Origin of the sequence: Amycolatopsis ruanii (genome assembly GCF_003385175.1) — a bacterium.
Classification (GTDB): Bacteria; Actinomycetota; Actinomycetes; order Mycobacteriales; family Pseudonocardiaceae; genus Amycolatopsis_E; species Amycolatopsis_E thermalba.
The window spans coordinates 42,539-56,415 of the sequence record NZ_PQHY01000018.1 but is presented as its reverse complement, the minus strand read 5'-3'; the positions used below and the strand labels follow the sequence as shown (position 1 = coordinate 56,415).

Annotated in this window: 8 protein-coding genes; 3 read left to right on the top strand and 5 right to left on the bottom strand. The window is 72.0% G+C overall.

Translation table 11 applies throughout. The features are described from left to right. Positions 1 to 32: 32 nt before the first annotated feature. The 4 genes from D0D28_RS12740 to D0D28_RS12725 form a co-directional block, all read right to left on the bottom strand. On the bottom strand, positions 33 to 1,586 hold the full coding sequence (locus tag D0D28_RS12740; protein WP_116110713.1) for an acetolactate synthase large subunit: 1,554 nt from the start codon (positions 1,584 to 1,586) through the stop codon (positions 33 to 35). Between the two features lie 8 nt (positions 1,587 to 1,594). Beyond that, positions 1,595 to 2,968, bottom strand: coding sequence for an FAD-binding oxidoreductase (locus D0D28_RS12735; RefSeq protein WP_116110712.1), 1,374 nt, complete (start codon positions 2,966 to 2,968; stop codon positions 1,595 to 1,597). Between the two features lie 717 nt (positions 2,969 to 3,685). After that, a complete protein-coding gene (locus tag D0D28_RS12730) occupies positions 3,686 to 4,186 on the bottom strand; it encodes a DUF3830 family protein (RefSeq protein WP_094008630.1) in 501 nt (166 codons plus the stop codon). 12 nt (positions 4,187 to 4,198) lie between these two features. Next, complete coding sequence (locus D0D28_RS12725) at positions 4,199 to 5,458, bottom strand: aspartate aminotransferase family protein (RefSeq protein WP_094008631.1); 1,260 nt, start codon at positions 5,456 to 5,458, stop codon at positions 4,199 to 4,201. A 95-nt stretch (positions 5,459 to 5,553) separates the two neighbouring features. On the opposite strand from D0D28_RS12725, the gene D0D28_RS12720 reads away from it, so the two are divergent. The 3 genes from D0D28_RS12720 to D0D28_RS12705 all read left to right on the top strand — a co-directional run bounded on the left by D0D28_RS12720 (position 5,554) and on the right by D0D28_RS12705 (position 13,132). Next, the gene (locus D0D28_RS12720; protein ID WP_094008632.1) at positions 5,554 to 7,017 is read left to right on the top strand and encodes an NAD-dependent succinate-semialdehyde dehydrogenase; all 1,464 of its coding nucleotides are present in this window, start codon (positions 5,554 to 5,556) and stop codon (positions 7,015 to 7,017) included. Next, positions 7,014 to 8,072, top strand: a complete 1,059-nt coding sequence (locus tag D0D28_RS12715; protein WP_094008633.1) for a tartrate dehydrogenase — start codon at positions 7,014 to 7,016, stop codon at positions 8,070 to 8,072. Before D0D28_RS12720 ends, D0D28_RS12715 begins: the two co-directional genes overlap by 4 nt. Positions 8,073 to 8,830: 758 nt before the next feature. Next, positions 8,831 to 13,132, top strand: a complete 4,302-nt coding sequence (locus D0D28_RS12705) for an HAD-IC family P-type ATPase (protein ID WP_205413246.1) — start codon at positions 8,831 to 8,833, stop codon at positions 13,130 to 13,132. Positions 13,133 to 13,160: 28 nt separating this feature from the next. Here D0D28_RS12705 and D0D28_RS12700 read toward each other — a convergent pair whose 3' ends face one another. Beyond that, entirely contained in the window at positions 13,161 to 13,823 is a 663-nt protein-coding gene (locus D0D28_RS12700) for a hypothetical protein (protein ID WP_094008635.1), read from the bottom strand. Between the last annotated feature and the right edge of the window lie 54 nt (positions 13,824 to 13,877).

Below are 13,877 nucleotides of genomic sequence, written 5' to 3'. Positions count from 1 at the left end.
GCTTCACTGTGTTCAAAGCTCCGGCTTTGCCGTCAAAGCAGGGGTGGCACCGCCGCGTCGATGAGGTGCGGTCCTGGCTTGTTGAGTGCGTTGCGGAACTGGTCGGCCAGTTCCTCCGCCGTCGTCGCCCTTGTTGCTGGGACGCCCATGCCTTCGGCGATCTTCACGAAGTCGATGTCGGGGCGGGCCAGGTCCAGCAGGTCCTTCGCCTTCGGGCCGGATGCCTCGGCTCCCACCCGCTGTAGTTCCATACGCAGGATGGCATAGGCGTGGTTGTTCAGGATCACCGTCGTCACGTTCAGGTTTTCCCGCGCCATCGTCCACAGCGCCGAAATGGTGTACAGCGCGCTGCCGTCCGCCTGCAGTGCGATCACCGGGCGGTCCGGGGCGGCGACCGCGGCACCCACCGCCACCGGGAGTCCCTGGCCGATCGCGCCGCCGGTCAGGGTGAGCACGTCGTGGCGGGGGGCGCCCGCGGTGGCGCCGGGGAGCAGCAGGCCCGACGTGTTGGCCTCATCCGAAATGATCGCGCCTTCGGGGAGCAGGGCGCCGATCACCTCGACCCAGTTCTGCACCGTGAGCGGGCCGCTCGGCAGCGCGGGGCGAGCCGGCTCCTGCAGCACCGGGTCCACCTCGGGCGCGACCTCGTCGGCCAGGGCTTCCAGTGCGGCGACCACGTCCTGGTCCAGCTCCGCCAACGTGTGCACCTGGGCGCCGTCCGGCACCAGATCACTGGGCTTGCCGGGGTAGGCGAAGAACGACACCGGCGCCTTGGTCCCCGCCACGATGACGTGCTTGATGCCCTCCAGCTGCCACTGCACCTGCTCGGCCAGGTACGCCAGCCGCTCGATCGTGGGCAGTCCGGCGCCGCGCTCCAACCGGGCCGGGAAGGTTTCCACGAACGGCTTCGCGCCGGTGGCGGTCGCGATCCGGCTGACCGCCCGCAGGCCGGCTTCGCGGCAGGCGGGGCCGCCCACCAGCAACGCGACCGGCTCGCCGGTGCGCAACACCTCCGCCACGGCCTTCACCGTGGTTTCGGCGACGGTCTGCGGTGTGCGCGGCGGCACCGGCTGCACCGCGACACCACCGTCACCCCAGGACACGTCCGCGGGCAGGATCAGCGTCGCCACCTTGCCCGGCGCCTCCTGCGCGGCGGCGACGGCGAACGCGGCGTCCGCGCCGACCTCCGCGCTGTTCGCCGACCGGCGCACCCAGCCGTTGAGCGAACCGGCGATCGCCTCGATGTCCGACTCCAGCGGCGCGTCGTACTTCTTGTGGTAGGTCGCGTGGTCACCGATCACGTTCACCACCGGCACGTGCCCGCGGCGGGCGTTGTGCAGGTTCGCCAGGCCGTTGCCCAGCCCCGGCCCCAGGTGCAGGAGCGTCGCGGCCGGCTTGTCCGCGATCCGCGCGTAACCGTCGGCCGCGCCGGTCACCACACCCTCGAACAGGGCCAGCACACCGTGCATCTCGGGCACCGAATCGAGCGCCGCGACGAAGTGCATCTCCGACGTGCCCGGGTTGGCGAAGCACACGTCGACACCCGCGTCGACGAGCGTGCGGATCAGGGACTGCGCGCCGTTCATCTCACTCCTCAGTCGAACAGGACATCCGGGTTCAGGATGCCCTTCGGGTCGAAGGCCTGCTTGATCCGGCGCAGCAACGCGATCTTGGCCGGGTCCTCGAGCGCGAGGAAGTGGTCCTTCTTCGCCTGCCCGATGCCGTGCTCGCCGGAGATGGCGCCGCCCGCCGCGATCCCCGCGGCGAAGATGTCGTGCAGCAGCCGGTGCCGCTTCTCCGGGTCCTTGCAGAAGATTCCCAAGTGGACGTTGCCGTCCCCGGCGTGCCCGCAGCCGATCGCGCCGGCCTCGGCCGCCGCGGCCAGTTCCCGGACCTTCGCCAGGAAGCCGGGCATCTCCGACCGCGGCACCACGACGTCGATCACGTCGTCCGCGCCGGCGGCCTTCGCCGTCCAGAACGCCTTTTCCCGCGCCTCGATGAGCTTGCGGGCCGAACCGCCGTTGAGCACGTACACCTCGGACGCGCCCAGCTCGCCGAGCAGCTCGCCGGCACGCTCGACGTCGCCGTCCAGCCGGTCGCCGTCGCGGTTCTCCAGCCCCACCACCAGATACGCCTGCGTGGCGTTGCGGACCTCCTCCGGGACGCCCAGCTCCAGCTTCTCGTTGTAGGTGATCGCCGCCATCGTGAGGTTGTCGATGTATTCCAGGATGTTCGGCGTCAGGCCGCTGGCGATGATCTCCGGGACCGCCCGCATCACCTGGTCGAGGTCGCCGAACGGGGCGAGCAGTGTCGCGGCGTGCGCCAGGCGCGGGTGGAGCTTGACGATCACCTCGGTGACCAGCGCGAGCGTGCCCTCCGAGCCGATGATCAGCTGGGTCAGGTCGTAACCGCTGGAGATCTTGGACGTCTTGCCGCCGGTGCGGATGATCTCGCCGGTCGGCAGGACCGCCTGCAGGCCCACGATGTTGTGCCGCGCGACGCCGTACTTGACCGCGCGCATGCCGCCGGCGTTGGTGCCCACGTTGCCGCCGACGCTCGCGCTCAGTTCGCCCGGGTAGACCGTGTAGGCGAGGCCGGCGTCCTGGGTCGCCTCGTCCAGCTCGCTGAGCGTGACGCCCGGCTGGACGACGGCGACCTGGTTCGCGGTGTCGATCTCCAGGACCGCGTTCATCCGCTCGAACGACACGAGCAGGCCGTCCTCCCGCGGCCGGGCCGCGCCGGACAACCCGCTGCCCGAGCCGCGCGCGGTGACCGGGAGGTCGTTCTCGGCGGCGAGGGCCAGCAGCGCGGCGACCTCCTCGGCGGTGCCGGGTTTGACGACGTAGGCCGGTTTCGCGGCGGCGACCGTCAGAGACTCGTCCTTCGCGTAGTCGTCCGGGATGGAGTCCCCGGTGAGGAGGTTGCGCTCGCCGACGATCTCGGCGATCCGCGCGGTGACGTCGCCCATGACGTACCCCGTCCTTTCCTGCGCCTGCCGTTGACGGAAGCCTAGTACGGGAGGGCGGAGGGCAGGAAGTGAAGGCGATTCATGTTTGGCGGAGGATCGAGGTCACGCGAGCCGCCTACCGGTGAGGTCCTCGCCGGTAGGTGGGTTTCGCCGAACAACGAGCAGACGTGCATTGCTGAGGAGAACCGCTTACCGGTGCCGGAAAGGGTGCGGGGCCGGTCCGCGCCAACGTACCGGCCCCGCGTTCTCAGTCGAGCGGGTCAGACCAGCCAGCCGAGGACGTGCGCGAGACCGGCCAGGATGTTGGAAACGATGTCGTGGCCGTGGTGGAAGTGCGCAGCGAACATTGGAGAGGGGCTCCTTTGCGGAATCAAATCTTCTTTTTCCCTGGTTGCTTTCGAAAGCAGGGGAAGATTTTCAGTTCCGCCGGGAGGTGTCAAACCGCTCCGGAAAGCGTGGTGCCTCGCGAATAGCGGGGTGGAAAATCCGCCCAGCCTAAACACGTAACACTTTCGGGTTCGCGACCGGGGGTGTCAGGACGCCCTCGTAGCCCCGCCGGGCGGGCCCACCTGGGGTGATGACGATCTTGATTCGCCACACCCGGGTGATGCCCGCCCGAACGGGTGAAGACATTGCCACGTAAGGTGATCCCCCTATGATCACGCTAACGAGTGACGGGGGACCAGGGTTCTGCCCCTAACGACCGCAGGTCGAGGGTCACTCCGCGCGGGCGAAGGAGAGGGTTTCGCCCTCGACGCCGCGCAGCCAGAGGTCCTGGGCGGCCGCCGCCATTTCCGGCAGCCCCTCCACGATCGTGGCGAACACGTTGCCCGGAACCCAGCCGGCGTCCCCGTTGATGAGCAGGTTGTTCCGGCCGTAGAAGATGGCCAGATCGGTTGCGCCCCGATCGCTGTGCGCCTCGCTGCTGTCCTCGTACCCGTAGGCGGGATTTCCGATTTCCCACGCCTCGAATCCGAAATAGACGACATCGCCGGGAATGGGTGTCACCGTCGGGTTCTCCCGGCCCGGCTTCGGGTCGGCGAACGGCGGAACCAGCGTGTAGACCTCGTTGCGGGCGTACTTCGCGTGGTAGGCCGAACCGCTTTGCGGCAACGCGTCCCACACCGCCTGGCAGGTCCGCGGCGCCTCCGCGTCCAGCAGCACGGCACGGCAGGACACGCCGCGCTTGTCGAGCGAAATGGTGATGTAGCGGGCCAACGTGCCTTCTCCCTACTTGGAACCGGTGACGGCCGCGACGGTCTCGGCCCAGATCGCGAGCGCGTCGTCGATCTGCTCGGCGGTGACCACGAGCGGCGGGATCATCCGCACGACGTTGGAGTACGCGCCGCAGGTGAGCAGCAGCAGCCCGCGCCGCGCCGCCTCCTGCTGCGCCGCCGCCGCGGTCGCGGTGTCCGGGGTGCCGTCGGCCTTGGTGAACTCCGACCCGACGAGCAGGCCGAGCCCGCGCACCTCGCCGATCTCCGGCGTCTTGTCGCCGATCAGCCGCGCGCCCTCCAGCAGCTGCTTGCCGCGCGCCGCCGCGTTCTCGACCAGGTTCTCCTCCTCGATCACGTCGAGGGTGGCCAGCGCGGCCGCGCAGGACACCGCGTTGCCGCCGTAGGTGCCGCCCTGCGAACCGGGGAACGCCTTGGACATCAGCTCCTGCGAAGCCGCGATGCCGGACAGCGGGAAACCGCTCGCCAGGCCCTTCGCGATCAGCACCACGTCCGGCCGCACGCCGAAGTGGTCGTGGCCCCAGAACCGGCCGGTGCGCCCGAAACCGGTCTGGATCTCGTCGATCACCAGCAGGATCCCGTGCTGGTCCGCGCGCTCGCGCAGCCCGGCCATGAACTCCGGGTTCGCCGGCACGTACCCGCCTTCGCCGAGCATCGGCTCGACGAAGAACGCGGCGGTCTCGTTCGGGGCGCTGATCGTCTGGAAGAGGTAGTCCAGTTCGCGCAGCGCGAACTTCGTCGCGGTCTGCTCGTCCCAGCCGTAGTGGTAGGCGTAGGGGAAGGGGGCGACGTGCACGCCGCCCATCAGCGGGGAGATGCCCGCGCTGAACCGGGTGCCGGAGGTGGTCATGGAGGCGGCGGCGACCGTGCGGCCGTGGAACCCGCCCTGGAAGACGATGACGTTCGGCCGCTTCGTGGCCTGCCGGGACAGGCGCAGCGCCGCCTCGACGGCCTCGCTGCCCGAGTTGGCGAAGAACAGCGAGTCCAGGCCGGTGGGCAGCACGTCGCCGAGCCGCTCGACCAGCTTGAGCAGCGGCTGGTGCATCACGGTCGTGTACTGGCCGTGGATCAGCTTGCCGACCTGCTCCTGCGCCGCCTTGACCACCTTCGGGTGGCAGTGGCCGGTGCTGGTCACGCCGATCCCGGCGGTGAAGTCGAGGTGGCGGTTGCCGTCGGTGTCGTAGAGGTAAGCGCCTTCGCCGTGCTCGACGACGACCGGAGTGGCCTGCTTGAGCAGGGGGGAGAGCTGGGCCATGACGGCGGAACTCCTAACGCGGAGTGAGCTTGTAGATTGTTGACAATCTGTCTAGCATGGCCCGTGGACAGGCGCAAGGTTGATCAGGAGGACTGATGGGCGAGCTGACCGAATCGGGTGTCGTGGACGCCGTCGGCAAGGAGCTGTTCATCGGCGGGAAGTGGGTCCCGTCGAGCGGTGGACGGACCTTCGCCGTCGAGGATCCCGCGACCGGCCGGGTCCTCTGCGAGGTCGCCGACGCCTCGCCCGAGGACGGGAAGGCCGCCCTCGACGCCGCGGTCGCCGCCCAGGCCGACTGGGCGAAGACGGCGCCGCGCGAGCGCAGCGAAATCCTGCGCCGCGCCTACGAACTGCTCAACTCGCGGGTCGACGAGCTGGCGCTGCTGATGACCCTGGAGATGGGCAAGCCGCTGGCCGAGGCGAAGGGCGAGGTCGCCTACGCCGCCGAGTTCTTCCGCTGGTTCGCCGAGGAGGCCGTGCGCATCGACGGCGGCTACCAGGTCGCGCCGAACGGGTCCGGCCGGTTCCTGGTCACCAAGCAGCCGGTCGGGCCGTGCCTGCTGATCACGCCGTGGAACTTCCCGATGGCGATGGGCGGCCGCAAGATCGGTCCGGCGATCGCCGCCGGCTGCACGATGGTGATCAAGCCGGCCGAGCAGACGCCGCTGTCGATGCTCGCGCTGGCCGCGATCCTGACCGAGGCCGGTCTGCCCGCGGGCGTGCTCAACGTCGTCACCACCAGCGACCCGGGCGGCGTGATGGAGCCGATGATCAAGGACGGCCGGGCGCGCAAGCTGTCGTTCACCGGGTCCACCGCGGTCGGCCGCAAGCTGCTCGAACAGTGCGCGGACAAGGTGCTGCGCACGTCGATGGAGCTGGGCGGCAACGCGCCGTTCCTGGTCTTCGACGACGCCGACCTGGACGCGGCGGTCGAGGGTGCGATGCAGGCCAAGATGCGCAACATCGGCGAGGCGTGCACCGCGGCCAACCGGTTCTACGTGCAGCGCGGGGTCGCCGACGAGTTCGCCCGGCGCCTGACCGAGCGGATGTCCGCGCTGCCGCTGGGCCGCGGCACCGAGCCGGGCGTGGTGGTCGGCCCGCTCATCGACTCCGACGCGGTGGCGAAGGTGACCGAGCTGGTCGCCGACGCCACTTCGCGCGGCGCGAAGGTGCTCACCGGCGGGACCACTGTGGACGGTCCGGGGAACTTCTACCAGGCCACGGTGCTGACCGAGGTGCCGCGGGACGCGCGGATGGCGAGCGAGGAGATCTTCGGCCCGGTCGCGCCGATCAGCGTGTTCGACGACGAGGACGAGGCCGTCGCGGCCGCGAACGACACCGAGTACGGCCTGGTCAGCTACGTCTACACCAATGACCTGAAGCGGGCGCTGCGCGTGTCGGAGGCGCTGGAGGCCGGCATGATCGGCTTGAACCAGGGCATCGTGTCCAACCCGGCGGCGCCGTTCGGCGGGGTCAAGCAGTCCGGCCTCGGCCGCGAGGGCGGCACCGTCGGCATCGACGAGTTCCTGGAGACCAAGTACATCGCGGTGAGCCTGTGAGCACCTACCGGATCGCGAGCATCCCCGGTGACGGCATCGGGGTCGACGTCACCGCCGAGGCGCGCCAGGTCCTCGACCGCGCGGGTGAGCTGCACGGGTTCCGTCTGGAGTGGACGGAGTTCGACTGGAGCTGCGAGCGGTTCACCAAGACCGGCCGGATGATGCCGGAGGACGGCATCGACCAGTTGCGGCCGTTCGACGGGATCCTGCTCGGCGCGGTCGGGTTCCCCGGGGTGCCGGACCACGTGTCGCTGTGGGGGCTGCTGATCCCCATCCGGCGGGCGTTCGCGCAGTACGTGAACCTGCGGCCGGTGCGGCTGCTGCCCGGGACGACGTCGGTGCTGGCCGGCCGGGAGGCCGACGAGCTGGAGATGGTGATCGTCCGGGAGAACACCGAGGGCGAATACTCCCAGATCGGCGGGCGGCACAACCCGGGGCAGCCGGGCGAGTTCGTCGTGCAGGAGTCGATCTTCACGCGGGCCGGGGTGTCGCGGATCATCCGGTTCGCGTTCGAGCTGGCCCGGACCCGCAGCGGGCGGGTGTGTTCGGCAACCAAGTCGAACGGGATCATCCACACGATGCCGTTCTGGGACGAGATCTTCGCCGAGATCGCGGCGGAGTACCCGGACGTCCACAGCGAACAGACGCACATCGATGCGCTGGCGGCGCGCATGGTGCAGCACCCGGATCGGCTGGACGTGGTCGTCGGGTCGAACCTGTTCGGCGACATCCTGAGCGACCTGGCGGCGGCGGTGACGGGCGGGCTGGGCATGGCGCCGTCCGGCAACGTCAACCCGGAGGGCGAGTTCCCGTCGATGTTCGAGGCGGTGCACGGCAGTGCCCCGGACATCGCCGGGCAGGGCATCGCGAACCCGGTGGCGCAGATCCTGGCGGGCGCGATGATGCTGGAGCACCTCGGCGAGAAGACAGCCGCGGCGGCGGTGCACAGGGCGGTCGAGGAGGTTCTGTCGGCCGGCGAGGTGGCCACCCCGGACCTGGGCGGCAAGTCGACGACGACCGAACTGGGAACCGCCATCACGGCGGCGCTCGCCTGATCGCGGGTGCCGCCTGTCGCCCCCGATGGCAGGCGGCACCCGCCGCACGGCGGGGCAGGTGGCCGACACCGCGCGGCGGTAGGCGCTGCCCGGCCTGCGACCCGCGCTGCCCGGCCTGCGACCCGCGCTGCCCGGCCTGTGACCCGCGCTGCCCGGCCTGTGACTCGCGCTGCCCGGCCTGTGACTCGCGCTGCCCGGCCTGTGACTCGCGCTGCCCGGCCTGTGACTCGCGCTGCCCGGCCTGCCACCGCCGCTGCGCGGCGGTAGGCGCTCTCCGGCCTGGGACCCGCGCGGCGCGGCCCGCCGCCGCTGTGCGGCGGTAGTGCTGGCTGGTCTGCACGTGGCGCTGCGCGGCGGTAGGTGCTGTTGGCCACCGAACGTTGCGCGGCGGCCGGCGCTGCCTGCTCTGCCACCCGCCGCCGCGCGGCGGTAGGCGCGGTCCGGCCTGCCGTCCGGCGCTGCTCGGTCTGCCGGGCCCGCCCGCCACCGGCCGGGCCGGGCGGTGCCGCGTCGGCGGACTCGCCACCCCGAGTGAGCAACTCGCCGTCCCGAACGTGGAACTCGCCGCCCCGAGCGGGCAACTCGCCGTCTCGAACGTGGAACTCGCGCTCCTGAGTGGGCAACTCGCCGCCTGGGCGCGAGTCGGCAGCGCCTCCCGGCCTGGCCGGGGAACCCGGGGCCGACCTGCGGCGGCAGGCATATCTTCACCCGGAATGGGCAACCCAGGCACCTGAGAAGTCGAGGTGCGGGAGTGGTTCATGGAGTTGCTGGGTGTCCGGGTGCCCGGTCCGGTGTCGGCGGTGAAGGGCCTCGCCGGGGTGGTGTTGTCCCCGCTGAGCAGGCCCCGCCGCCGGGTGTGGTCCTGCCCAGGCCGGCTGCACATCGAGGCGCACGGGGTGCACGGGCCGGGCGGTGAAGCCGTGGCGCAGCGCATCGAGCAGGCCGTGCAGCGTCAGCCGGGCGTCGCGTGGGCCCGGGTCAACGCGCCCTCCTCCCGGGTGATCATCGGCGTGACCGACCCCGCCCCGGACAGCGACGAGCTGATCCGCGTCGTCGCCGAGGCCGAGAGCGCCCCCAACGGCGTCGGCGAGGAGATCAAAGAAGACGAGCTGCACCACCCGGCCGACGGCCTGCGCGGCACGCGCCTCCTGCCGACCCTGGCGGCGGACGCCCTCGGCCTGGGGCTGTCCCTCATCACCCGCCTCGCGCCGTGGGCGCCGATCCCGACCGAGATCGCCGCGCTGCCCACCGTCGTCGACCTGCACCCGCGCCTGCGCGAGATCGCCGCCGAGCGCGTGGGCAGCCGCGAGAAGGCCGACACCGCGACCTCGGCCTTCGGCGCGTTCGCGCAGGGCCTGGCCTCCGGTGGCGAGGGCACGATCGTCGACATCATCCAGCGCGCCGAGCAGTGGCGCGAGGCCCGCGCGCACGAACGGCTGTGGTGCCAGGCCGAGAGCCGCCTGATCCACGGCCCGGAGGACGCCGCCGCCGGCCCGGTCGTCGTCGAGCGCCCGCGCGAGATCCCGGACGGCCCGGTCGAACAGTACGAGCAGCGCATTCTCAACCTCGGCGCCGCCGCGGCCGCCGTGTCCCTGCCGTTCACGCGCCCGCGCCGCGCGATCGGCATCGGCCTGGCCGCGCTGCCCAAGGCCGCCGAGGCCGGGCGCACCGCGTTCGGCGCGCGCCTGGGCCGCGTGCTGGCGACCGAGGGCGTGCTGGTCATGGACCGCGGCGTGCTCCGCCACCTGGACACCATCGACACCCTGGTCCTCGACGAGCAGGCCTTCGACACCGGCCGGATGGTTCTCAACGACCTCATCCCGCTCGGCGACGGCGACTCCCGCGAGCTGGTCGAACGCGCGTGGCAGCTGTTCGACGCGCACACCCCGGGCAAGGTCCACGAAGACAACGGCTGGCGCCTCGGCCCGCTCGACGAGCTGGGCGTCGACCAGGGCGCCCACGAGCGCGAGCAGCTGGAGAAGCGCGGCGCGGCCGCGGTCCTCGGCCTGGTGCACGACCAGCAGCTCGCCGCGGTCATCGGGCTCGGCAGGCAGGTGCCGCCGGGCGTGGCGGCGGTGATCGCCGCCGCGCGCCGCTCGAACATCGAGGTGATCAGCGCCAACGGCGGCCACGCCGCGTTCGAAGCCGATCGGCTGATGCCCGGCGGCGACCGTCTCGTCTCGACCGTGCGCGAGCTGCAGGGCGACGAGCACGTGGTGATGCTGGTGTCCGACGACCGCCGCGCGCTCGGCGCCGCCGACTGCGGCATCGGCACGCAGCGCCCCGGCGACCCGCCGCCGTGGGGCGCGCACCTGCTGATCGGCGAGGAGATCGGCGTGGCGGCCCTGGTCGTCGACGCGATCGCCGCCGCCCGCGAGGTCAACCGCGACAGCATCTGGCTCTCGCAGGGCGCGACCGGCGTCGGCGCGGTCGCCGCGCTGCAGCCCGGGCGCCGCAGCCCGGCCAACCGCGCGATGCGGGCGGTGAACCTGGGCGCGGCCGTCGCCCTGACCAACGCGCACCGCCGCGCGAAGCGGCTCGCCGACCGCGACACCAGCCTCGCCGGGGACGCCGCGCCCTGGCACCTGATGCCGGTCGACGTCGTGCTGGACCGCCTCGACACCGATCCGGACGGCCTCAGCGACGACGCCGCCCAGAAGCGCGCCAGGGCCCGCGGCACCGGCAGCGGCGGCCGGACCAGCCTGATGCAGGCGTTCATCAACGAGCTGTCCAACCCGCTCACCCCGGTCCTGATCGGCGGCGCCGCGCTGTCCGCGTCGGTCGGGTCGCCGGTGGACGCCGCGCTCGTCGCCGGAATCACCGGCGTGTCCGCGCTGGTCGGCAGCGTCCAGCAGGTGCACACCGAGAAGCAGCTGGCCGAGCTGCTGAGCCGGTCGGCGATCAGCACGACCGTGATCCGGGACGGCCGGGAGCGTGTGGTCAGCGCCGACGACCTGGTGCCCGGCGACGTCATCAAGCTGACCTCCGGCGACGTCGTGCCCGCCGACTGCCGCCTGCTCGAAGCCGACGGCGTCGAGGCGGACGAGTCGTCGCTGACCGGTGAGTCCCTGCCGGTGTCCAAGGACCCGGCGCCGGTGATCGCCGGGGACGTCGCCGAGCGCGCGTCGATGCTCTACGAGGGCACGACGATCGCGGTCGGGGAGGCCATCGGCGTCGTCGTCGCGACCGGCGCGGACACCGAGGCCGGCCGCAGCATGGCGATGGCGCGCGAGAACGCGCCGGTCACCGGTGTCGAGACCCGGCTGGCCGAGCTGACGTCGAAGGCGATGCCGCTGGCGATCGGGTCGGCGGTCGCGGGCGGCTGGGCCGGTCTGCTGCGCCGGGTGCCGCTCCGGCAGAGCCTGTCCGCGGCGGTGAACCTGGCCGTCGCATCGGTGCCGGAGGGGCTGCCGTTCCTGGTCAGCGCCGCGCAGCTGGCCGCCGCGCGCCGGCTCGCCGAGCACAACGCGCTGGTCCGCAACCCACGCAGCATCGAGGCGCTGGGCCGGGTCGACGTGCTGTGCTTCGACAAGACCGGGACGCTGACCGAGGGCACGCTGACCGTCCACGAGGTCGACGACGGCCACCAGCGTCGCAAGATCGAGGACCTGGACGAGGCGACCGAGTCGGTGCTGCTCGCCGCGTTGCGGGCGACCCCGCACGCCGACGACCCGTCCGACCTGCCGCACGCGACGGACCGGGCGATCGTCGAAGGCGCGCAACGGGTTTCCGTGCAGACGAACGGCTGGGAGCTGGTCGACGCGGTGCCGTTCGAGCCCTCGCGCGGCTACCACGCCTCGCTGATGCGGGGCGACGGCGGGCTGGTGCTGAGCGTCAAGGGCGCGCCGGAGTCGGTGCTGCCGCGGTGCGATCTGGGCGAGGCGCAGCGGAAGAAGCTCGCCGGGCGGATGAAGAAGCTGGCCAAGGCGGGGCAGCGGGTGCTCGCGGTCGCGGAGTCCACACCGGACAGTGCGAACCTCGACGAGGACGCGGTGCGGGACCTGCGGTTCAAGGGTTTCGTGGCGATCGCCGACCCGGTGCGGGGGAGCGCCGCGGCCGCGGCGGCGGACCTGCGCGCGGCCGGCGTGCAGATCGTGATGATCACCGGGGACCACCCGGACACCGGCGAGGCGATCGCGGGCAAGGTCAGCGAGGACGGCGCCGACCTGCACGTGGTGACCGGCGCCGAGCTGGACGCGATGGACGACGAGCAGCTGGCGTCCACTTTGGAGACCGTGGACGTGGTGGCGCGGTGCAGCCCGGCGCAGAAGGTGCGGATCATCAAGGCGTACCAGAAACACGGCCACACGGTCGCGATGACCGGCGACGGCGCGAACGACGCGCCCGCGATCCGGCTCGCGGACGTCGGTATCGCGCTCGGCGGGCACGGCGCCCCGGCCGCGCGGGCCGCGGCCGACCTGGTGGTGACCGATGACCGGCTGGAAACCATCATCTCGGCGCTCGTCGAGGGCCGGGCGATGTGGGCATCGGTGCGGGAGGCGCTGGCGATCCTGCTCGGCGGGAACCTCGGCGAGATCGGGTTCAGCGTGCTGGGCGCGACCCTGACCGGCCGTTCCCCGCTCGGGGCGCGGCAGTTCCTGCTGGTCAACCTGCTGACCGACCTGGCGCCGGCGCTGGCGATCGCGCTGCGGCGGCCCGAGGACGGCGCCGACCTGCTGCGGGAAGGGCCGGAGAGCTCGCTCGGGAAGCGCTTGCAGAAGGACATCGGCGTGCGGGCCGGGGTGACGACCCTCGGCGCGACGACCGCGTGGATGCTGGCGCGCGCGACGGGCCGCGGCCGCCGGGCGAGCACGGTCGCGCTGGCCGGGCTGGTCGGCACGCAGCTCGGGCAGACCCTGCTGACGGGCGGCTGGAACCGGTCGGTGCTGGCGACGTCGCTCGGTTCGGTGGCGCTGCTCGCGGCGGTCATCCAGACGCCGGGCGTGAGCCAGTTCTTCGGCTGCACCCCGCTCGGCCCGATCGGCTGGGGGATGGCGCTGGGCAGTGCGGGCGCGGCGACGGCGCTGGGCGCGGTGGTCGGCCGGACGATCGAGGAGTGAGGTCAGGCCCGGGTGGGCGCGGGCCGGTTCACGTGGCCCGTTCCAGGCGCTGGCCCAGCTCGATGGCCAGCCGTTGCACGAAGACCTGGGCGGAGCCCAGGCGAGCGCGGTTGGTGTTGCCCAGCTGCTTGACCTCGGCGGCGACGGCCAGATCACCCACGGCCTCGACCACGACGCACTGGGACAGGTCGTCCTCGCCGATGGTGCAGAACGCGACCCCGGCGTCGATGTCCGAGAAGGGCGGGACCTGCACGGTGACGATCCGGCCGGGCCCGACGTCGCCCCGGCACCCGGAAGTCATCCGCACCTCCCACACCGCCGCCGACGCCTCGATCACTTCGTAACGGACAGCCAGCTCGGTGACGGCGTAGTCCTCGTTCTGCCACTGTGCGCGCTCGGCCGCGACGATGTTCGCGTCGGAGGTCAGGGTGTCGGCGCACTTCTCGACGAGCGCGTAGCCCTTGTCATCCGGCTCGGCGAACGGCACCGCCCCGGAGGCGCGATCGAGATCCAGCAGTGCCCCGTCGTCGTCGGTGAGCATCACCGACACCAACCGCTGCTGGTCCTCGGGTGTGGGCAGCGGTCGCGCGGACCCCGGCGCTGTAGGAGCCGCGTCCTCCGGCTGCTCCGGCGGCGGTGTCACCGTGCACGCCGACAAGGCCAACAGCGCAACCAACAGCCACCCGCGCACGCGAACCTCCTCGTAACGCCGCGTCGCGCGCGGACGGAACGAAGATCGCCGACC